This window comes from Cytobacillus sp. C11.1, from assembly GCF_058145115.1.
In genome coordinates, this window is the sequence record NZ_CM176935.1 from 618,105 (window position 1) to 638,338 (window position 20,234).

Genomic DNA, 20,234 nt, shown 5'->3' on the forward strand with positions numbered 1-20,234 from the left:
CAAGTAAATATCCTTAGAAAGGAGGTGATCCAGCCGCACCTTCCGATACGGCTACCTTGTTACGACTTCACCCCAATCATCTGTCCCACCTTAGGCGGCTGGCTCCAAAAGGTTACCCCACCGACTTCGGGTGTTACAAACTCTCGTGGTGTGACGGGCGGTGTGTACAAGGCCCGGGAACGTATTCACCGCGGCATGCTGATCCGCGATTACTAGCGATTCCGGCTTCATGCAGGCGAGTTGCAGCCTGCAATCCGAACTGAGAATGGTTTTATGGGATTCGCTTAACCTCGCGGTCTCGCAGCCCTTTGTACCATCCATTGTAGCACGTGTGTAGCCCAGGTCATAAGGGGCATGATGATTTGACGTCATCCCCACCTTCCTCCGGTTTGTCACCGGCAGTCACCTTAGAGTGCCCAACTGAATGCTGGCAACTAAGATCAAGGGTTGCGCTCGTTGCGGGACTTAACCCAACATCTCACGACACGAGCTGACGACAACCATGCACCACCTGTCACCCTGTCCCCCGAAGGGGAACGCCCTATCTCTAGGGTTGTCAGGAGATGTCAAGACCTGGTAAGGTTCTTCGCGTTGCTTCGAATTAAACCACATGCTCCACCGCTTGTGCGGGCCCCCGTCAATTCCTTTGAGTTTCAGCCTTGCGGCCGTACTCCCCAGGCGGAGTGCTTAATGCGTTTGCTGCAGCACTAAAGGGCGGAAACCCTCTAACACTTAGCACTCATCGTTTACGGCGTGGACTACCAGGGTATCTAATCCTGTTTGCTCCCCACGCTTTCGCGCCTCAGCGTCAGTTACAGACCAAAGAGTCGCCTTCGCCACTGGTGTTCCTCCACATCTCTACGCATTTCACCGCTACACGTGGAATTCCACTCTTCTCTTCTGCACTCAAGTTCCCCAGTTTCCAATGACCCTCCCCGGTTGAGCCGGGGGCTTTCACATCAGACTTAAGGAACCGCCTGCGCGCGCTTTACGCCCAATAATTCCGGACAACGCTTGCCACCTACGTATTACCGCGGCTGCTGGCACGTAGTTAGCCGTGGCTTTCTGGTTAGGTACCGTCAAGGTACCGGCAGTTACTCCGGTACTTGTTCTTCCCTAACAACAGAGTTTTACGATCCGAAAACCTTCATCACTCACGCGGCGTTGCTCCGTCAGACTTTCGTCCATTGCGGAAGATTCCCTACTGCTGCCTCCCGTAGGAGTCTGGGCCGTGTCTCAGTCCCAGTGTGGCCGATCACCCTCTCAGGTCGGCTACGCATCGTTGCCTTGGTGAGCCGTTACCTCACCAACTAGCTAATGCGCCGCGGGCCCATCTGTAAGTGATAGCCGAAACCATCTTTCAGCTTTCCCTCATGTGAGGGAAAGAGTTATCCGGTATTAGCTCCGGTTTCCCGAAGTTATCCCAGTCTTACAGGCAGGTTGCCCACGTGTTACTCACCCGTCCGCCGCTGACTTCAGGGAGCAAGCTCCCATCCGTCCGCTCGACTTGCATGTATTAGGCACGCCGCCAGCGTTCGTCCTGAGCCAGGATCAAACTCTCCATATAAGAGTTGATTAAGCTCATAAGTTGTCTTTTCAAAAAAGACTAAAGAATTAACGTTGACGTTTTTGTTCGTTCAGTTTTCAAAGATCAATTCCTCTGTCGCTATCAAGCAACTATATTAGAATAACATTTCCACCTAAATTCGTCAACACTTTTTTGTGTTTTATTGAATTAAATTTCTAATATAATCTTCTGATATAATAACACCGCTGGTGTATGCTTATGGTAAAACATACCAGTGTTAGAGGGTTAAAAAAGACAAAGAGCAAACTCTCTGTCTTCGCCCGGCAGCGTCCTACTCTCACAGGGGGACAGCCCCCAACTACCATCGGCGCTGAGAAGCTTAACTTCCGTGTTCGGTATGGGAACGGGTGTGACCTTCTCGCTATCGCCACCAGACTATTTGATTTGAAGAAAATTCATTCCTTCAAAACTAGATAATGCATGAAGAAGTGTTGCCGAGTATTCACCAATAACTTGGTTAAGTCCTCGATCGATTAGTATCAGTCAGCTCCACATGTCGCCACGCTTCCACCTCTGACCTATCAACCTGATCATCTTTCAGGGATCTTACTAGCTTGACGCTATGGGAAATCTCATCTCGAGGGGGGCTTCATGCTTAGATGCTTTCAGCACTTATCCCTTCCGCACATAGCTACCCAGCGATGCCTTTGGCAAGACAACTGGTACACCAGCGGTGCGTCCATCCCGGTCCTCTCGTACTAAGGACAGCTCCTCTCAAATTTCCTGCGCCCACGACGGATAGGGACCGAACTGTCTCACGACGTTCTGAACCCAGCTCGCGTACCGCTTTAATGGGCGAACAGCCCAACCCTTGGGACCGACTACAGCCCCAGGATGCGATGAGCCGACATCGAGGTGCCAAACCTCCCCGTCGATGTGGACTCTTGGGGGAGATAAGCCTGTTATCCCCGGGGTAGCTTTTATCCGTTGAGCGATGGCCCTTCCATGCGGAACCACCGGATCACTAAGCCCGACTTTCGTCCCTGCTCGACTTGTAGGTCTCGCAGTCAAGCTCCCTTGTGCCTTTACACTCTGCGAATGATTTCCAACCATTCTGAGGGAACCTTTGGGCGCCTCCGTTACTTTTTAGGAGGCGACCGCCCCAGTCAAACTGCCCACCTGACACTGTCTCCCGCCCCGATAAGGGGCGCGGGTTAGAATTTCAATACAGCCAGGGTAGTATCCCACCGACGCCTCCACCGAAGCTGGCGCTCCGGTTTCTACGGCTCCTACCTATCCTGTACAAGCTGTACCAAAATTCAATATCAGGCTACAGTAAAGCTCCACGGGGTCTTTCCGTCCTGTCGCGGGTAACCTGCATCTTCACAGGTACTATAATTTCACCGAGTCTCTCGTTGAGACAGTGCCCAGATCGTTACGCCTTTCGTGCGGGTCGGAACTTACCCGACAAGGAATTTCGCTACCTTAGGACCGTTATAGTTACGGCCGCCGTTTACTGGGGCTTCGATTCAAAGCTTCGCTTGCGCTAACCTCTCCTCTTAACCTTCCAGCACCGGGCAGGCGTCAGCCCCTATACTTCGCCTTGCGGCTTCGCAGAGACCTGTGTTTTTGCTAAACAGTCGCCTGGGCCTATTCACTGCGGCTCATCAGGGCTATTCACCCTAATGAGCACCCCTTCTCCCGAAGTTACGGGGTCATTTTGCCGAGTTCCTTAACGAGAGTTCTCTCGCTCACCTTAGGATTCTCTCCTCGCCTACCTGTGTCGGTTTGCGGTACGGGCACCTTTTCCCTCGCTAGAGGCTTTTCTTGGCAGTGTGGAATCAGGAACTTCGGTACTAAATTTCCCTCGCCGTCACAGCTCAGCCTGTATGGTAACGGGATTTGCCTCGTTACCGGCCTAACTGCTTGGACGCGCATATCCAACAGCGCGCTTACCCTATCCTCCTGCGTCCCCCCATTGCTCAAACGGTAAAGAGGTGGTACAGGAATATCAACCTGTTGTCCATCGCCTACGCTTTTCAGCCTCGGCTTAGGTCCCGACTAACCCTGAGCGGACGAGCCTTCCTCAGGAAACCTTAGGCATTCGGTGGATGGGATTCTCACCCATCTTTCGCTACTCATACCGGCATTCTCACTTCTAAGCGCTCCACCAGTCCTTGCGGTCTAGCTTCAACGCCCTTAGAACGCTCTCCTACCACGGACATCGCAGATGTCCATCCACAGCTTCGGTGATACGTTTAGCCCCGGTACATTTTCGGCGCGGAGTCACTCGACCAGTGAGCTATTACGCACTCTTTAAATGGTGGCTGCTTCTAAGCCAACATCCTGGTTGTCTAAGCAACTCCACATCCTTTTCCACTTAACGTATACTTTGGGACCTTAGCTGGTGGTCTGGGCTGTTTCCCTCTTGACTACGGATCTATCACTCGCAGTCTGACTCCCATGGATAAGTCTTTGGCATTCGGAGTTTGTCTGAATTCGGTAACCCGATGAGGGCCCCTAGTCCAAACAGTGCTCTACCTCCAAGACTCTTACTACATGAGGCTAGCCCTAAAGCTATTTCGGAGAGAACCAGCTATCTCCAAGTTCGATTGGAATTTCTCCGCTACCCACACCTCATCCCCGCACTTTTCAACGTGCGTGGGTTCGGGCCTCCATCCAGTGTTACCTGGACTTCACCCTGGACATGGGTAGATCACCTGGTTTCGGGTCTACGACCACATACTCATTCGCCCTATTCAGACTCGCTTTCGCTGCGGCTCCGTCTTGTCAACTTAACCTCGCATGTAATCGTAACTCGCCGGTTCATTCTACAAAAGGCACGCTATCACCCATTAACGGGCTCTAACTACTTGTAGGCACACGGTTTCAGGTTCTCTTTCACTCCCCTTCCGGGGTGCTTTTCACCTTTCCCTCACGGTACTGGTTCACTATCGGTCACTAGGGAGTATTTAGCCTTGGGAGATGGTCCTCCCTGCTTCCGACGGGATTTCTCGTGTCCCGCCGTACTCAGGATCCACTCTGGAGGGAACGAAGTTTCAACTACAGGGCTTTTACCTTCTCTGGCCGGCCTTTCCAGACCTGTTCATTTACCTCGTTCCTTTGTAACTCCGTGTAGAGTGTCCTACAACCCCAAGAGGCAAGCCTCTTGGTTTGGGCTAATCCCGTTTCGCTCGCCGCTACTCAGGGAATCGCGTTTGCTTTCTCTTCCTCCGGGTACTTAGATGTTTCAGTTCCCCGGGTCTGCCTTCCATACCCTATGTATTCAGGTAAAGATCCTATCCCATTACGGATAGGGGGTTTCCCCATTCGGAAATCTCCGGATCAAAGCTTACTTACAGCTCCCCGAAGTATATCGGAGTTAGTCCCGTCCTTCATCGGCTCCTAGTGCCAAGGCATTCACCGTGCGCCCTTTCTAACTTAACCTACTTCGGCCGCTGATCGACTGCGAATCTCTGCGTCAGCTCCGTCACTGTGCTCCTCACGTACTCTCGTACGCTCCGGTGCTCGTTCGGTCGCTTCCTTGATCTTCTTGCCGCTCATCGTCCTCATGGTTTGTGCTCTTACTTGGTTTTAAAAAACTTACATAAGAGAAAAAAACTAAGATGGCGATTACTCGGTTATTGCTTCTTCATTAACATTATCTAGTTTTCAAAGAACGAATAATTCAATGAGAGATTGGTCTCTCAAAACTAAACGAACAAAACACGTCACGTCTCAAGTAAATATCCTTAGAAAGGAGGTGATCCAGCCGCACCTTCCGATACGGCTACCTTGTTACGACTTCACCCCAATCATCTGTCCCACCTTAGGCGGCTGGCTCCAAAAGGTTACCCCACCGACTTCGGGTGTTACAAACTCTCGTGGTGTGACGGGCGGTGTGTACAAGGCCCGGGAACGTATTCACCGCGGCATGCTGATCCGCGATTACTAGCGATTCCGGCTTCATGCAGGCGAGTTGCAGCCTGCAATCCGAACTGAGAATGGTTTTATGGGATTCGCTTAACCTCGCGGTCTCGCAGCCCTTTGTACCATCCATTGTAGCACGTGTGTAGCCCAGGTCATAAGGGGCATGATGATTTGACGTCATCCCCACCTTCCTCCGGTTTGTCACCGGCAGTCACCTTAGAGTGCCCAACTGAATGCTGGCAACTAAGATCAAGGGTTGCGCTCGTTGCGGGACTTAACCCAACATCTCACGACACGAGCTGACGACAACCATGCACCACCTGTCATCCTGTCCCCCGAAGGGGAACGCCCTATCTCTAGGGTTGTCAGGAGATGTCAAGACCTGGTAAGGTTCTTCGCGTTGCTTCGAATTAAACCACATGCTCCACCGCTTGTGCGGGCCCCCGTCAATTCCTTTGAGTTTCAGCCTTGCGGCCGTACTCCCCAGGCGGAGTGCTTAATGCGTTTGCTGCAGCACTAAAGGGCGGAAACCCTCTAACACTTAGCACTCATCGTTTACGGCGTGGACTACCAGGGTATCTAATCCTGTTTGCTCCCCACGCTTTCGCGCCTCAGCGTCAGTTACAGACCAAAGAGTCGCCTTCGCCACTGGTGTTCCTCCACATCTCTACGCATTTCACCGCTACACGTGGAATTCCACTCTTCTCTTCTGCACTCAAGTTCCCCAGTTTCCAATGACCCTCCCCGGTTGAGCCGGGGGCTTTCACATCAGACTTAAGGAACCGCCTGCGCGCGCTTTACGCCCAATAATTCCGGACAACGCTTGCCACCTACGTATTACCGCGGCTGCTGGCACGTAGTTAGCCGTGGCTTTCTGGTTAGGTACCGTCAAGGTACCGGCAGTTACTCCGGTACTTGTTCTTCCCTAACAACAGAGTTTTACGATCCGAAAACCTTCATCACTCACGCGGCGTTGCTCCGTCAGACTTTCGTCCATTGCGGAAGATTCCCTACTGCTGCCTCCCGTAGGAGTCTGGGCCGTGTCTCAGTCCCAGTGTGGCCGATCACCCTCTCAGGTCGGCTACGCATCGTTGCCTTGGTGAGCCGTTACCTCACCAACTAGCTAATGCGCCGCGGGCCCATCTGTAAGTGATAGCCGAAACCATCTTTCAGCTTTCCCTCATGTGAGGGAAAGAGTTATCCGGTATTAGCTCCGGTTTCCCGAAGTTATCCCAGTCTTACAGGCAGGTTGCCCACGTGTTACTCACCCGTCCGCCGCTGACTTCAGGGAGCAAGCTCCCATCCGTCCGCTCGACTTGCATGTATTAGGCACGCCGCCAGCGTTCGTCCTGAGCCAGGATCAAACTCTCCATATAAGAGTTGATTAAGCTCATAAGTTGTCTTTTCAAAAAAGACTAAAGAATTAACGTTGACGTTTTTGTTCGTTCAGTTTTCAAAGATCAATAAAATTGGAGCGGGTGAAGGGAATCGAACCCTCATCATCAGCTTGGAAGGCTGAGGTTTTACCACTAAACTACACCCGCATATATATTTGTTTTTCCCGAATGGTCGGGAAGACAGGATTCGAACCTGCGACCCCTTGGTCCCAAACCAAGTGCTCTACCAAGCTGAGCTACTCCCCGTAAATATGGCGCGCCCGAGAGGAGTCGAACCCCTAACCTTTTGATCCGTAGTCAAACGCTCTATCCAATTGAGCTACGGGCGCATTTTTAAAAGCAACTCTTATATTATAATGGCTTAAAAACCGTCTGTCAACAACTTTCTTTGGTGCGGCCGAGAGGACTTGAACCTCCACGGGGTTGCCCCCACTAGGCCCTCAACCTAGCGCGTCTGCCATTCCGCCACGACCGCTTAATGAAGCGACAATAACTATCATACCAGGATGAAATAAACAATTCAATGGTAATTAATGGTGCGGGTGAAGGGAGTCGAACCCCCACGCCTTGCGGCGCCAGATCCTAAGTCTGGTGCGTCTGCCAATTCCGCCACACCCGCAATATTAAATTAAAATGGTGAGCCATGAAGGACTCGAACCTTCGACCCTCTGATTAAAAGTCAGATGCTCTACCGACTGAGCTAATGGCTCACAAACAAAAAATGGCTGGGCTAGCAGGATTCGAACCTGCGAGTGACGGAGTCAAAGTCCGGTGCCTTACCGCTTGGCTATAGCCCAACAAATGGCGGTCCCGACGGGAATCGAACCCGCGATCTCCTGCGTGACAGGCAGGCATGTTAACCGCTACACCACGGGACCTGCTTATTGTTTTTTTAAAAGAAAGTGACCCGTACGGGATTCGAACCCGTGTTACCGCCGTGAAAGGGCGGTGTCTTAACCGCTTGACCAACGGGCCATTGTGAGAATATTCTGGCGGAGAAGGAGGGATTTGAACCCTCGCGCCGCTTACGCGACCTACACCCTTAGCAGGGGCGCCTCTTCAGCCACTTGAGTACTTCCCCAAATATGGCTCCGCAGGCAGGATTCGAACCTGCGACCGTTCGGTTAACAGCCGAATGCTCTACCACTGAGCTACTGCGGAATAGTAATGAATCTTAGTCGAAATCGTGGTAATCATCTTATCGACTCTTTACATTATAAGGACGTGGACTTCAAAAGTCAAGCTTGTTTTTGAAAGAATTTATTAACCTCTCGTCCTATTATTGTCCTGCGACAATTACTAAATATAAATCCTTTTTAATCCATTGTCAATTCTTTTTCGAACACTAATTTCCCCCTGCATTTTCCGCAAACATATCTCTTGGTATCAATAGCTCTTCTTCTCTGATAAGTTTGATTGCACTCTTTACAAATGTAAATAAGTATTTTCTTGGGTGTTCTTCTTTTTTGGCGATCAGGCAAAGCTGAGCAAAATCGTGGCGCTCCCACTTCTTTCATTAACTGCCTGAAATCCTGATCACGGTGTTTATATCCTCTGCCCTCTAAGTGCAAATGATAATGGCAAAGCTCATGCTTAATTATGCCAACAAGTTCTTCAATTCCAAGCTGCTCATAATATTTTTTATTTATTTCTATATGATGAGAGTTTAACAAATACCTTCCGCCCGTCGATCTAAGCCTGGCATTAAAGTATGCTTGGTGGCGAAATAGTTTGCCAAAGCTTTCTAAAGATATCTTTTCAACAAGTATTTGAAGATCTTTGTCTTTCATTGCAATGTTTTCCCCTTTTATAGTGAACATGACAACCTATTATAGCATACATTATATATACCTTTTACAGAGAAGGAGCTGTTCTGATTTTTAGGAGCCCCTACTTTCCTTACGATAAGGAATCCATTCCATATCCACATACACCTTAAGGATTAAACCTAACATACGGGAGGTAATCATATGCCTGTTTGGTTTCAGAACCAAATCCAGCGTGCGTTTTACGAGAAGGACCGTTATCAGATAAAATTATTAAATCAATGCTGGTTTTTTTATAGAAAAAAACACTGCTCATAGAAAAGCTGAGCGCCTTGCGATAAGCATAAGGCGAATCACGCAGGAAGTCCTGATTTCTGAGTGATTTGACTTACGGCTCGAGAGCAAGGCGCTGAAGCTGGACAAAATAAGCAGTGTTTTTCCATTTAACTTGACGGGTCCAGCATAGTTAAGGCGACTCTTCCTTTCTGTTTATCTACAGAGTCAACCCAGACTGTGACTACATCACCTACAGATACAACATCTAATGGATGCTTTACAAATTGACGGCTAAGTTTTGAGATATGAACAAGGCCGTCCTGTTTGACTCCAATATCAACAAAAGCGCCAAAGTCGACTACGTTTCGTACTGTCCCCTGAAGTTCCATGCCTTCTTGTAAATCTTCGAGCTTTAATACTTCCTTCTTTAATAGAGGCTTTGGCAACTCATCACGAGGGTCTCTTTCGGGTCTCATTAACGCATCGATTATATCTTTTAACGTCAGTTCGCCAATTTCAAGCTCTTGTGCTGTTTGGCTAATGTTCAACCCTGCTAGGGCATTTCTTAATGAAAGGGTCCCAAGATCATTGGACTTAAAACCAAGATTAGTCAGCAGCTTATTTACTTCTGCATACGTTTCAGGGTGAATGCCTGTCCTGTCCAACGGCTCTTTTCCATCCACAACTCTTAAGAATCCAATCGCCTGCTCATAAGTTTTTGCTCCAAGGCGCGGAATTTTTTTCAGCTGCTTGCGGTTTGCAAACTTTCCATCCTCTTCACGCTTTTTGACTATATTATTGGCAACTGTTTTTGAGAGCCCCGCAACATGCTGGAGAAGTGACGATGATGCTGTATTGACATTGACACCCACTTGGTTTACTGCAGTTTCCACTACAAAGTCCAGCGACCCGGACAATCTCTTTTGGGATACATCATGCTGATATTGCCCCACACCAACAGATTTTGGATCAATTTTCACAAGCTCTGCAAGCGGATCTTGAAGGCGGCGTGCAATGGATATCGCACTCCTTTCTTCTACCTGCAGATCCGGGAATTCCTCTCTTGCCAAATCGGATGCAGAATAGACGCTAGCTCCTGCTTCATTAACGATTAAATAGAAAATCTCATCCTTCATTTCTTTTAAAATGTCTGCTATAAATTGTTCTGTTTCTCTCGATGCAGTTCCATTGCCGATCGCAACCATTTCTACCTTAAAGGTATTGAGTATATGAATAACTTTTTCTCTAGCCTGTTTTGTTTTGGAAACAGGAGGATGAGGATAAATGACATCGATATTTAGGACTTTCCCTGTATCATCAACAACAGCAAGCTTACAGCCTGTTCTATAGGCAGGGTCCACACCTAGTACAACCTTGCCTTTTAACGGAGGCTGCAGCAATAGTTTTCTGAGGTTTTCCGAGAAAATCATGATCGCCTGCTCTTCAGCCTTTTCTGTTAACTCATTGCGTATTTCACGTTCAATGGAAGGCTGTATTAACCGCTTATACCCATCCTCAATCGCTTCTTTTACTATTGGGGCAGCAAGAGAACGGCCGTCCTGCACCCACTTTTTAAATAAGTAGTTCAGGATAAAGTCTGTATTTGGCTTTATATTTATTTTTAATACATCTTCCTTTTCTCCTCTGTTTAATGCCAGTGTTCGGTGAGGAACAATTTTATTAATGGGCTCCTCATATTCATAATACATTTCATAAACGCTCTTTTCGTCATTTTCTTTATTTTTTACAGACGACTCGATTGTTCCTTTTCTGGCAGTTTCTGTACGGATCCATTTCCTGCTGTCTGCTTCATCCGATACCCATTCTGCGACGATGTCTTTTGCACCTAAGATTGCTTCCTCAACATTGTTTACTTCCTTTTCTTCTGACAAAAATTCTTTCGCTTTTATTTCAGGCTTTTCATTAAGCGAAAAGGTAAGCAGCCATACAGCCAAAGGCTCAAGCCCCTTTTCTTTTGCCACAGTCGCTTTCGTACGGCGTTTCTGCTTGAAAGGGCGGTATAAATCCTCAACCTCCTGCAATTTAACTGCTTTTTCAATTTTGGATTTTAATTCATCTGTCAATTTCCCCTGCTCTTCAATTAAACGGACTACTTCTTCTTTCCTGTGATTAAGGTTTTGTATGTATTGCCAGCGCTCCATAATACCGCGGATTTGAACCTCATCCAATGCGCCAGTCTGCTCTTTTCTATAACGGGCTATAAATGGAACGGTATTTCCTTCTTCCAATAAGCTTATTGTATTCCTCACTTGTTTAACTGCTATTGATAGCTCTCCAGCAATCATATTTAGCACTCGATCTTGTTTATCCAATGTTTTCTCCAAGTTCATTCCTCCATCATAGAGTTTCATCTTTTATTTTAACAAAACCTTTTTAAAGTTTCACACTTGCCATGACGGACCAGTCCTTTTTAAACTAGCTTCCGCTAAAGCTCATTGTTGATTATGGCACCCTCTGATTGGACGAGACCCTCGCGAAAGAAGCGATTCAAAGGGAGCCCTTAGTGCTTTTAATTGCTCACGGACCGCCCGTAGTTCGCTGAGCTTCTTGAATTTAGCAGGCAAGTTTAACAGAGCCTAAAACAAAAAGCTTACCCTGTTTTAGAGTAAGCTTCCAAGTATAAAAGTAGCATCATCGGCTGTTGATGGATACTGCTTTTTTATATCCTCCGAGATAAGATCAATAGGGAGAAATGCTTTTAGCAAAGATTTAACCCCTTGAATATTTAAGCCATCTGAGTATATTAAGAATTTCGAATCAGCTTCATACGTAAACCGTTGAGTGTGAAACACCTGCGGCCTCCCCGACAGATACCCCGTAACAGGGAGAGGATAGGTTAGTTTGCCAGTTGAGGAGTAAAGGAAAAATCGAATATTTCCTACACAGCTATAAACAAACTCCCTAGTGGCAAAATGCACCTTAAACAGCGCAACTGCCGCTCCTCGCTTTTGTATAAGAACCTCATTGCAAAGCTTCATGATTGCATCTACGTCTTTCTCATGGTGCTCTTCTACAACTCCTATAACGGCAGAAGATGCTTCATACGCAAATTCTCCGCTTCCAAGGCCGTCTGCTAGTACACATACAAAGTATTCATCTGTTGCGGTAAAATAATAGCCATCCCCGCAGAATGATTTTCCTTCTTTAGCCGTCTGGTGAGCGATCACTTCGATGTTGTCCCTAACCAATTTGGTCATGAAAGGCACTCCGAGTTATTTGTTTCAGCATGGATAGCTTCTTGGAGTTTCTTGATCGCACGCCTTTGGAGTCTTGAGACATGCATTTGGGAAATTCCCAGCTTATCCCCAGCTTCTTTCTGGCTCATATTCTCAAGATATGTGTATTGGATAATCAATTTTTCTCTCTCTGATAAGACATGCAGGACTTTTTCAAGTACAAGCATTTGGTTTACCTTTTCGAAGCCCTCGTCCTCATTCCCGACGATATCCAGCAATGTTACTGTTCCGCCATCAGAGTCAGCTTCGATTGAGTGGTCAACAGAAAGCGCTTGGTAGCTTTTGCCCATTTCCATTGCTTCCAGCACTTCTTCTTCTGATACACCGAGCACATCGGCAATTTCGTCCACTCTAGGAGAACGATGAAGCTCAGTTGTTAGCTCTTCAACTGTGGCCTTTATTTTCGGACCCAGCTCTTTTATTCGGCGAGGCACATGGACACTCCATGTTTTATCCCTTAAAAAGCGCTTAATTTCACCAATGATAGTCGGAACCGCAAAGGCTTCGAATGTTTTTCCGTAAGATTCATCATACCGGCGGATCGCCCCTAATAGCCCGATAATGCCGACTTGGACAATATCTTCATGATACGAACGACCTTTTGAATACTTGCGGGCAATAGCTTCGACCAGGTTCTGATACTGAAGGACAAGCGCATTTTGAGCTTCTTCATCTTGGTGAAGCTGGTAAGCCTTGATTAAAGCATTTGTTTCTTCTTTGGATTTTTGATTAGGTTGAGATTGTTTTTGCATCCCTCTCCACCTGCTCTCCTTCTAGGTATTTGGTCATGAAGACCGTAACACCCTCTTTGTGATGAATTCTTACTTCATCCATCAATGTTTCAATCAGGTATAGGCCCAAGCCTCCTTCACGCAAAAATTCCACAGAATCAGTCTGGTCATATGGTCCAATGCCTTGTCTCGCAGATTGAAAATCAAAACTCTTGCCGCTGTCTGCAACCATAACTTCAAGACGGTCATTATACAACCCGAAACCGATGACTACTTCACCTTGTTCATTCTGCTTGTATGCGTGTTGGACTGCATTGGTGCATGCTTCACTCGTTGCAATTTTTAAATCTTCAATTTCTTCATAGGCAAATCCCATTCTGCTGGCAATCCCGGATAGAGTCAGGCGGATTACCCCAACGAATTCCGGCTTAGCCGGTATTTTCACCTCTATATAATCAAATGGTTCGTTCATTGTACTCCACCTTCAATCCCGCTGTTTATATCAATAATATCGGCTAGACCAGTAATTTCAAAAAGTCTCTTTAATCGATCCGACAAACCTATTATTTTAAACTTGCCGTTATTTGCACGTACATTTTTAAATACACCAACAAATACGCCTAAGCCGGTACTATCCATATAAGAGACTTCAGATAGGTTTACCACCATTTCCACTCCTTCTTTTTCCGTTAAAGGAAAAAGCTCTTCCCGGAGCTTTGGAGCTGTATATGCATCAATTTCTCCGCTAACCATTGCTTCAATTAGCATATCATTTTCTTTTACATCTATTGTAATATTCATAACTGACCCACCTCTTTACATGTCAACTGCATTTTACTACTTACCCGTAGTTTAAACAGGTTAAACATTTCTTTTTAAAATAATTAAGGTAAAATCGTCTCGCAATTGAAAATGCTGGAGCTTTTCGAGTTCTTTATATACGCTATTAACAATTTCCTGTGCATTCAAATGAATATATTTCTTGATTAATTCAAGCAATGTTTCTTTTTCAATGAAACCTTCTTCAGTACGGCATTCTGTTACCCCATCTGACATTAATATAATCATATCTCCGGGATTTACTCCTTTTTCGTACTGGCGGTACTTAGTTTTTTTATCTATGCCCAGAAGAAGGCCTTTAGCCACTAGCTCTGTAAATTCACCTTCATCGGCATTGAAGAAAAGCCCTGGCTCATGGCCGGCAGAACCATATGAGAACATATGGGTATTTGTATCGTAAATCCCGTAGAACATTGTTATAAACATAGTCAGATCAACGTTTTGTTCCACAACCCGATTAAGGCTCTCAAGGACACTTTTAGGATCATTGCGGTTTTCAGGCAAACTATCCATGGCGTACTTAATCATGGACATACATAAAGCTGCCGGAAGGCCTTTTCCGATAACATCAGCAATCGCAATGCTAATACTGCCATTTTCATCCTGAACAAAGTGGAAATAATCACCGTTCATATGTTTAGCAGGAACACTAATTGCGCCAATGTCCAGCCCTTCTACAGAAGGAACCTGGGTACCCAGCAGAGTCTGCTGAACATTAGCGGCAATTTCCATTTCCGTTCTAAGCTCCTGCTGAATATGCTTCAAGTTCTGGTGCTCCCTATAGGCAAATCCATACCCAATCATGACTTCCAAAAGGATATCAAAAGAATGGTGAACATACTCAGGCAAGTCTGGATACAGTTCACCCATCAGACTTTTATGAACGCTAATAATCTCTTCAGGAGAGACTTTGTGTTCAATCGACTTCCTGCTGAACTTCTGGCCCTGATACAAAGCCTGTTCAGATTGTTCCTTTATATAATTCTCCAGAATATCCCGATACTTTGACTCCATCATTTCTCGGAAATCCATACCGCTTCCCCCTAACGGAGCCACTTAGTTGCTTTTATATCTGTCCCAGTTCCCGGATTGGAGTCAATTAAGAACTCATCCATTAACCGTTTGACACCTGGCAGGCCGGCTCCTAATCCCCCCGATGTTGAGAATCCATCTTCCATTACTTGGCGTAAATCATTTATTCCAGGGCCGCTGTCTACTGCAACTATACGCAATCCCGCTTTTCCGCCGTCATATATTTTTTCTATACAGATCTGTCCTTGTCCGGCGTATAAGTAGATGTTCCGGGCAAGTTCACTAATGGCTGTAGTGATTCTGGCCTGGTCAACTGTACCAAAACCAAGCTCTTTAGCAACATTCCGCCCAAGCTGGCGGGCTGCAACGATGTCCCATTCGTTTATGATTTTAACGCAGGATTGGTTTTCCATACAGTTACTCCCCCAATTCCTGTTGTAATTTCTCCAAACCTTTTTCTAAATCTAATGCAGTAAGGACATCATCTAACCCAATACCTAACTCAATCAGCGTAATTGCGACGGCAGGCTGTATTCCGGTAATGACTACTTTTGCACCCATCAGTTTGGACATATTTATTACGTCGCCTAAAACTTTAGCGATGAATGAATCAATAAAGTCAATAGAAGTTAAATCAATCACGACTCCATTTGCACTTGTTTCATGGATTTTATGAAGCAAATCCTCCTGAAACTGAAGTGCAGTCTGGTCATCTAATTCCCATTGGATGGAGACTAACAAACAATCGTTTAACTTTAAAATCGGAATTCTCACTTTCACTCCGCTCCCTCCACATTCACAATTTTGCGGCTTGTTAACTCAAGGGCCGCTTCAACTCCCTTTTTAAGAGTATTCTTTGTAGTAAACTGGTTTAAATCGATGCCCAAGTTTACAATTGTTTGGGCAATTTCAGGGCGAATTCCTACAAGCATGCATTTCGCTCCGACAAGCCTTACAGCATCAGCAGCCTGAATAATATGATGGGCTACCATCGTATCGACAACCGGCACACCGGTAATATCAATGAGAACCACTTCAGAACGGTGTTTAACGACCCCATTTAAAAGATTCTCCATGATCTGTTTCGCCCGCTCCGTATCAATAGTACCGACAAGTGGCATAACCGTTATTCCTTCAAAAACAGGTATCAGCGGAGCAGACAATTCCTGGAGAGCGATCTTTTGCAGGGAGACCGTTCTTTCCCATGTGGTTGAATACATATTAACGACTTCATTCACCATCGGAGTCATCCAGCTGTCAAATTCATATACAATTTTCAGCTGGTTTTCATTCGTAACAATTCCTGCATCCTGCATGCTCTCAAATACAATTTTTCCGAATGTTTGCAATCCCTTGGTTACAAAACTGAGAGGCCAGCCCAAGCGGACAATTTTCTCAGAGAAATCACTTAGCTTTGAAGTGAATTCCTCATTTGAGCTTTTTATATTTGAAATAATCAGGTCTATAAACTCCCGGCTCGTCCCAACAAATACCTGGTCGGAAACAACCTTGGTAACTCTTTCGTCCGCATTTTCCTTAGTGGCTTGAAGCCAGTCATTGAAAATAACGTCTTTATTTTGCTGAATATAATTTAAAATTGTGGAATCCATTAGTGCCTCCCTATTTTATCATATATATATTATTAGCCTTCCAAATCCCCTTTATTGTAAAGCAAACAAAAAATTTGTAAAAAAATAAGTAAACCCCGTTCCATATACATCTATTTAATGATAACAAGGATTGCCAGTCAAATGATACCTATTATGTTTCCCTAATAATAGAACGATGCATGTTATTTCGACAGTTTTTTATAAAAAACCTCTTTTCAACCTATAAATAGGATTAAATTAAGGGGCTGACTATTAAAACACCAAGGTGTAGTCCTCCATTTAATTGGGTATATTTACACAACTGATGCTTTTTAAAAATATAAAAGACTTTCTTTTTTACCCTCTTTCAAAAGATGTAAACCTTTTTTGCATAAAAACAAAAAAAACGCCCTTAAAAGAGCGTTTTGTTAGAATTCGATGAGGCCTAAGCTGATTTGCACGGCTTCATCCACTTTTTCCATCATTTCGTCATCGAGATGGGTTATTTTATCGGTTAAGCGTTGTTTATCAATTGTACGAATCTGTTCTAATAAGATGACCGAATCCCTTTCAAAACCATAACGCTTCGCATCAATTTCAACGTGAGTAGGCAGCTTAGCTTTTTGAATTTGAGCTGTGATTGCTGCAACAATTACTGTGGGACTAAACCGATTCCCGATGTCGTTTTGGATGACAAGCACTGGACGGACGCCGCCTTGTTCTGAACCAACAACTGGGGATAGGTCTGCAAAATAAACGTCACCACGTTTGACAATCAAAGGATTATCCTCCGCTTACTAGACGTTCAACTGTGTGTTCTGCCTCGTATTCCGCTTGAAATGCTTCAGATGCAATCGTCAAATTTATTTTCGCCATCTCCATATAGCCTCGTCTCATGGATTCGCGAATTTGTCTTTTTTTGCGTTCACGCAAATACATTTTGGTTGCTTGATAAATGAATTCACTCCGGTTAACGTTTTCCTGCTTTGCAAATCCGTCTAACTCGGTTAAAAGATGTTGCGGTAATTTTACCATTATCTCTGTTGTTGTGCTGGACTCAGACACAAACATACACCTCCACCATCACTACACACCATTTTTATATCTACCATTTTCAATATTACCATTAATAACGCCCACTGCAAAGGGGATTCTTTAATTCTTCTGTATTATCGGCCAAAAAAATAACCTTTTATGCATGAAATTCGATGAAATGGCAATTGAAAGCAATCGCCCTCTTCATTATAGCAGATAATTGACTCCCCCGATAATCTGGCCATCTCTTTTATATATGCGCGGAACCCGAGAAGATACCATACAGGTAATTTCATAGTTAATTGTTTCAAGTTTTTCGGCAACTTCATCCACAGTAACTCTTTCGCCGCCCTGTTCGCCAATCAGAGTAACCTGCGTTCCAACAGGCATTTCATGAGGAAGCTTAATCATGCATTGATCCATGCATATTCTCCCAACGATCGGAACCCTCATACCTTCTGCAAGAACTTCCTGCCCCTGAAGCTTTCGGATCCAGCCATCCGCATAACCGATCGGCAAAGTCGCGATCCATTCATCCTCACTAGCCTCATAAGTGGCACCATAGCTAACCTTTTCACCTTTATGAATCTTCTTGACATGAGCAATTCTTGTATTTAGGGAAAAAGCCTCTTTCAGCGGAAAAGGAAGCTCGGGCTTCATTTCCATTGAAGGAGCCAGTCCGTACATGCTGATGCCCATTCTCACAGCATTTAAATGGGCCTGGGGAAATCTAAGACCAGCAGCGCTATTACTGGAATGGACATACTTCGGAACCGCTTCCATCCATTCCACCATCTCCTCAAATCGGCTCAGCTGCTGCTCAAAATAAGCATTATTCAAAGAGTCTGCTGTGGCAAAATGGGTAAATACCCCTTCAATCAGAAAGCGCTTGTCCCCTTTGATAACGCTCTCAATTCCCTGCAGCTCATCCAGGCTGCGAATGCCCAAACGTCCCATTCCTGTGTCAAACTTTAAGTGGATGGCCAGCACCTCACTGCTCTTAATGAAATTTTTGGCAGACGCTAGCCAATCCTTTTGAAATACTGTAAGGGAAATATTCTCTTTGGCTGCATCACCCGCATTTTCCGGACGGCTCGCACCCATTACTAAAATAGGGGCTGCAACCTTTTTCTTTCTCAAAGCTATCGCCTCATCGAGTGTTGCAACTGCAAGATAGGAAGCACCTGCATCCAATGCAGCTTCAGCCACAGCGGCGTCGCCATGCCCATAACCGTTCGCCTTTACAACAGCAATGACAATTGTGCCTTCTTTTACATGCTTTTTCATTGACTCTACATTATATGAAATATGGTCAAGATTTATCTCTGCCCAAGTATCTCTATACATATTTGTTTGTTCACCCATTGATGTATTCACGTCCTTTAGCCAATTCCATAATCTGTACATGTCGATTATCAAACTCCACAGGAGGATTTGTCAAATGAATTATTTGGCTATAAATATGGAATTTCTTCTATCAAACGCAAATCGGTAAGTGCCCATAATTTTAACAAATATGGCCAAGCGGCCGATAATATATAAGGTAAACAGCATGAAATCAGTTCAATTCCCGAAAACTCAACCTGATTTTTAGCAAAAACAAATCTATAATCTGGAAACAATAATAAAACAGGCCCCTCTTGAGGACCTGTTTAAGGTAAGACTTTATTTCACCATGTCACCCTGGACGGAACGGGCAAGCATGGACATCTCTTCCGGAGATAAATCGTTGGAAGCAATCATGTAATCAACACCCTGGTATGTCCATGAAATGGTGTTGTCAGATAAAGCTCCAATTGTAAATCCAAGATCAACCGGTTCTCCTTTGACTGAAGTTACGGAGGATGAAGCTGGCATTACAGTGGCTTTTTCTTGTACAAGCGTGAAGGATTTTTCGCCATCATAGGTTAAAACAACCCGCTTGCCGCCTTCTGTTTTCATTTCCTTCTCATCGACTAAATTCACTCCTGAAATTTCCATTTGAGGATATTTAACCGAGAATTCCTGTTCTTCCACCTCTGCCATAACCGGTACTTCCAGCTGGGCACCTGTCATGTTCTTCTGCATATCAAAGTCCTTTTTATCAAAGCTGGCATTAAACTTCACATTTGAGAATTCTACAGTTACAAGTGCATTTTTATCCGGATCCATAACCTTTACGCTAACCGGAGACAAGTCAGACTTTTTCAGTGTGATTTCCTGGACTGGAAGCATCTGATTATTTTGGTATCTTGTCTTCGTTTCAAACACATAATGATCTTTTGTAGCTGAGAACTTAGCTTCCTTATCCTCAATAATATCCTTGACTAATGATTCATATAAATAAGCCTGGCTGCTGTTTTGCGGCCAATCACTCTGGAAGCGGAAACTCTTATTCAGCGCAGGAGTGAGGACAAATACGCCGTCATCGTTCCGCAGAATCATTTGGCTTTGGTCCTTTTGGGCATTTTTAAGATTCACCCGGTAATAGGTTGGTTCCTTATGCCAAACTTCAATATCGTAGGTTTGCGGGTCAGTGCCCATTTGCAGAGTCATTTTGGCATCTGCCTTATACCCTTTAATGTCTTCCAGCTTATTGCCAAGCTCCTTTACAACATCGTCTTGTGATTTAGATCCACAGGCAGACAATGCAAAAACAACCATGAGCCCGGCAAGCAGCATTAACAACTTTTTCTTCATTCCTTCAGCCCCTTTGTCTCATTTCAGTGAGATCGGCCAATCCTTTTGGCCTGTCTCTCCTATCGCACTATGAATATATGAGACAACCTTAGGGAATATGCTAGGAGGAATGGCGAGCTTTGTTAATTTCTTGCCTCTGTTAAAATGGCCTGTTGAATTCACTCAAGAAACACC

Annotated in this window: 15 protein-coding genes, 11 tRNA genes and 4 rRNA genes; 1 reads left to right on the forward strand and 29 read right to left on the reverse strand. The window is 45.4% G+C overall.

Annotated elements, in window-relative coordinates; all coding sequences use genetic code 11:
• Positions 1–17: 17 nt before the first annotated feature.
• From AC3ZVC_RS03095 to AC3ZVC_RS03170, 16 genes are all read right to left on the reverse strand, one after another.
• Positions 18–1,567: ribosomal RNA gene (locus AC3ZVC_RS03095) — 16S ribosomal RNA — on the reverse strand.
• Positions 1,568–1,846: 279 nt separating this feature from the next.
• Positions 1,847–1,963, reverse strand: a 5S ribosomal RNA gene (rrf, locus tag AC3ZVC_RS03100).
• A gap of 78 nt (positions 1,964–2,041) precedes the next feature.
• A 23S ribosomal RNA gene (locus AC3ZVC_RS03105) occupies positions 2,042–4,975 on the reverse strand.
• Positions 4,976–5,284: 309 nt separating this feature from the next.
• Positions 5,285–6,834 (reverse strand): 16S ribosomal RNA (locus AC3ZVC_RS03110).
• Together the 16S, 23S and 5S rRNA genes with 11 tRNA genes alongside form the textbook arrangement of a ribosomal RNA operon.
• Before the next feature lie 94 nt (positions 6,835–6,928).
• A tRNA-Gly gene (locus AC3ZVC_RS03115) sits at positions 6,929–7,002 on the reverse strand.
• A 22-nt stretch (positions 7,003–7,024) separates the two neighbouring features.
• Positions 7,025–7,101 (reverse strand) — tRNA-Pro (locus AC3ZVC_RS03120).
• A gap of 6 nt (positions 7,102–7,107) precedes the next feature.
• Positions 7,108–7,184, reverse strand: a tRNA-Arg gene (locus AC3ZVC_RS03125).
• A gap of 60 nt (positions 7,185–7,244) precedes the next feature.
• Positions 7,245–7,330 (reverse strand) — tRNA-Leu (locus tag AC3ZVC_RS03130).
• Between the two features lie 59 nt (positions 7,331–7,389).
• Positions 7,390–7,474 (reverse strand) — tRNA-Leu (locus AC3ZVC_RS03135).
• Between the two features lie 15 nt (positions 7,475–7,489).
• Positions 7,490–7,565, reverse strand: a tRNA-Lys gene (locus AC3ZVC_RS03140).
• Positions 7,566–7,577: 12 nt separating this feature from the next.
• A tRNA-Gln gene (locus AC3ZVC_RS03145) sits at positions 7,578–7,652 on the reverse strand.
• Positions 7,653–7,657: 5 nt separating this feature from the next.
• Positions 7,658–7,733 (reverse strand) — tRNA-Asp (locus tag AC3ZVC_RS03150).
• A gap of 25 nt (positions 7,734–7,758) precedes the next feature.
• A tRNA-Glu gene (locus AC3ZVC_RS03155) sits at positions 7,759–7,830 on the reverse strand.
• Between the two features lie 15 nt (positions 7,831–7,845).
• A tRNA-Ser gene (locus AC3ZVC_RS03160) sits at positions 7,846–7,936 on the reverse strand.
• A gap of 5 nt (positions 7,937–7,941) precedes the next feature.
• Positions 7,942–8,016: transfer RNA gene (locus tag AC3ZVC_RS03165), tRNA-Asn, on the reverse strand.
• 155 nt (positions 8,017–8,171) lie between these two features.
• A complete protein-coding gene (locus AC3ZVC_RS03170; protein ID WP_490066216.1) occupies positions 8,172–8,645 on the reverse strand; it encodes a SprT family protein in 474 nt (157 codons plus the stop codon).
• A gap of 180 nt (positions 8,646–8,825) precedes the next feature.
• On the opposite strand from AC3ZVC_RS03170, the gene cmpA reads away from it, so the two are divergent.
• Positions 8,826–8,939: a cortex morphogenetic protein CmpA gene (cmpA, locus tag AC3ZVC_RS03175; RefSeq protein ID WP_009336300.1), complete on the forward strand. Its 114-nt coding sequence runs from the start codon at positions 8,826–8,828 to the stop codon at positions 8,937–8,939.
• Positions 8,940–9,064: 125 nt separating this feature from the next.
• On the opposite strand, the gene AC3ZVC_RS03180 is transcribed toward cmpA, so the two are convergent.
• The 13 genes from AC3ZVC_RS03180 to AC3ZVC_RS03240 form a co-directional block, all read right to left on the reverse strand.
• The gene (locus AC3ZVC_RS03180; RefSeq protein WP_490066217.1) at positions 9,065–11,242 is read right to left on the reverse strand and encodes a Tex family protein; all 2,178 of its coding nucleotides are present in this window, start codon (positions 11,240–11,242) and stop codon (positions 9,065–9,067) included.
• A gap of 276 nt (positions 11,243–11,518) precedes the next feature.
• Positions 11,519–12,115 (reverse strand): PP2C family serine/threonine-protein phosphatase, encoded by a 597-nt coding sequence (locus AC3ZVC_RS03185; RefSeq protein ID WP_490066218.1) that lies wholly within the window; start codon positions 12,113–12,115, stop codon positions 11,519–11,521.
• Entirely contained in the window at positions 12,112–12,906 is a 795-nt protein-coding gene (gene sigB, locus AC3ZVC_RS03190) for an RNA polymerase sigma factor SigB (RefSeq protein ID WP_144544111.1), read from the reverse strand. The genes AC3ZVC_RS03185 and sigB overlap by 4 nt, the downstream gene beginning before the upstream one ends.
• A complete protein-coding gene (gene rsbW, locus AC3ZVC_RS03195; RefSeq protein WP_026580741.1) occupies positions 12,884–13,357 on the reverse strand; it encodes an anti-sigma B factor RsbW in 474 nt (157 codons plus the stop codon). Before rsbW ends, sigB begins: the two co-directional genes overlap by 23 nt.
• Entirely contained in the window at positions 13,354–13,686 is a 333-nt protein-coding gene (locus AC3ZVC_RS03200) for an anti-sigma factor antagonist (protein ID WP_214729608.1), read from the reverse strand. Before AC3ZVC_RS03200 ends, rsbW begins: the two co-directional genes overlap by 4 nt.
• A 60-nt stretch (positions 13,687–13,746) precedes the next feature.
• Complete coding sequence (locus tag AC3ZVC_RS03205) at positions 13,747–14,757, reverse strand: PP2C family protein-serine/threonine phosphatase (RefSeq protein WP_490066219.1); 1,011 nt, start codon at positions 14,755–14,757, stop codon at positions 13,747–13,749.
• A gap of 11 nt (positions 14,758–14,768) precedes the next feature.
• The gene (locus AC3ZVC_RS03210; protein WP_026580738.1) at positions 14,769–15,170 is read right to left on the reverse strand and encodes an anti-sigma regulatory factor; all 402 of its coding nucleotides are present in this window, start codon (positions 15,168–15,170) and stop codon (positions 14,769–14,771) included.
• Between the two features lie 4 nt (positions 15,171–15,174).
• Entirely contained in the window at positions 15,175–15,531 is a 357-nt protein-coding gene (locus AC3ZVC_RS03215) for an STAS domain-containing protein (protein WP_026041667.1), read from the reverse strand.
• A 2-nt stretch (positions 15,532–15,533) separates the two neighbouring features.
• Positions 15,534–16,367, reverse strand: a complete 834-nt coding sequence (locus tag AC3ZVC_RS03220; RefSeq protein ID WP_490066220.1) for an RsbT co-antagonist protein RsbRA — start codon at positions 16,365–16,367, stop codon at positions 15,534–15,536.
• Positions 16,368–16,774: 407 nt separating this feature from the next.
• Entirely contained in the window at positions 16,775–17,125 is a 351-nt protein-coding gene (ndoA, locus tag AC3ZVC_RS03225; RefSeq protein WP_009336311.1) for a type II toxin-antitoxin system endoribonuclease NdoA, read from the reverse strand.
• A 4-nt stretch (positions 17,126–17,129) separates the two neighbouring features.
• Positions 17,130–17,411: a CopG family ribbon-helix-helix protein gene (locus AC3ZVC_RS03230; RefSeq protein ID WP_035331931.1), complete on the reverse strand. Its 282-nt coding sequence runs from the start codon at positions 17,409–17,411 to the stop codon at positions 17,130–17,132.
• Between the two features lie 177 nt (positions 17,412–17,588).
• Positions 17,589–18,746 (reverse strand): alanine racemase, encoded by a 1,158-nt coding sequence (gene alr, locus AC3ZVC_RS03235; protein ID WP_490068807.1) that lies wholly within the window; start codon positions 18,744–18,746, stop codon positions 17,589–17,591.
• 300 nt (positions 18,747–19,046) lie between these two features.
• A complete protein-coding gene (locus tag AC3ZVC_RS03240) occupies positions 19,047–20,060 on the reverse strand; it encodes a LolA family protein (RefSeq protein ID WP_490066223.1) in 1,014 nt (337 codons plus the stop codon).
• Positions 20,061–20,234: the final 174 nt, after the last annotated feature.

Excerpts from the sequence above, each read along its gene's own strand:
- AC3ZVC_RS03220 (WP_490066220.1), bottom strand. The coding sequence starts at position 16,367 with ATGGATTCCACAATTTTAAATTATATTCAGCAAAATAAAGACGTTATT.
- AC3ZVC_RS03205 (WP_490066219.1), bottom strand. The coding sequence starts at position 14,757 with ATGGATTTCCGAGAAATGATGGAGTCAAAGTATCGGGATATTCTGGAG.
- rsbW (WP_026580741.1), bottom strand. The coding sequence starts at position 13,357 with ATGAACGAACCATTTGATTATATAGAGGTGAAAATACCGGCTAAGCCG.
- cmpA (WP_009336300.1), top strand. The coding sequence starts at position 8,826 with ATGCCTGTTTGGTTTCAGAACCAAATCCAGCGTGCGTTTTACGAGAAG.
- AC3ZVC_RS03170 (WP_490066216.1), bottom strand. The coding sequence starts at position 8,645 with ATGAAAGACAAAGATCTTCAAATACTTGTTGAAAAGATATCTTTAGAA.
- AC3ZVC_RS03240 (WP_490066223.1), bottom strand. The coding sequence starts at position 20,060 with ATGAAGAAAAAGTTGTTAATGCTGCTTGCCGGGCTCATGGTTGTTTTT.
- AC3ZVC_RS03200 (WP_214729608.1), bottom strand. The coding sequence starts at position 13,686 with ATGAATATTACAATAGATGTAAAAGAAAATGATATGCTAATTGAAGCA.
- sigB (WP_144544111.1), bottom strand. The coding sequence starts at position 12,906 with ATGCAAAAACAATCTCAACCTAATCAAAAATCCAAAGAAGAAACAAAT.
- AC3ZVC_RS03210 (WP_026580738.1), bottom strand. The coding sequence starts at position 15,170 with ATGGAAAACCAATCCTGCGTTAAAATCATAAACGAATGGGACATCGTT.
- AC3ZVC_RS03185 (WP_490066218.1), bottom strand. The coding sequence starts at position 12,115 with ATGACCAAATTGGTTAGGGACAACATCGAAGTGATCGCTCACCAGACG.
- alr (WP_490068807.1), bottom strand. The coding sequence starts at position 18,746 with ATGGGTGAACAAACAAATATGTATAGAGATACTTGGGCAGAGATAAAT.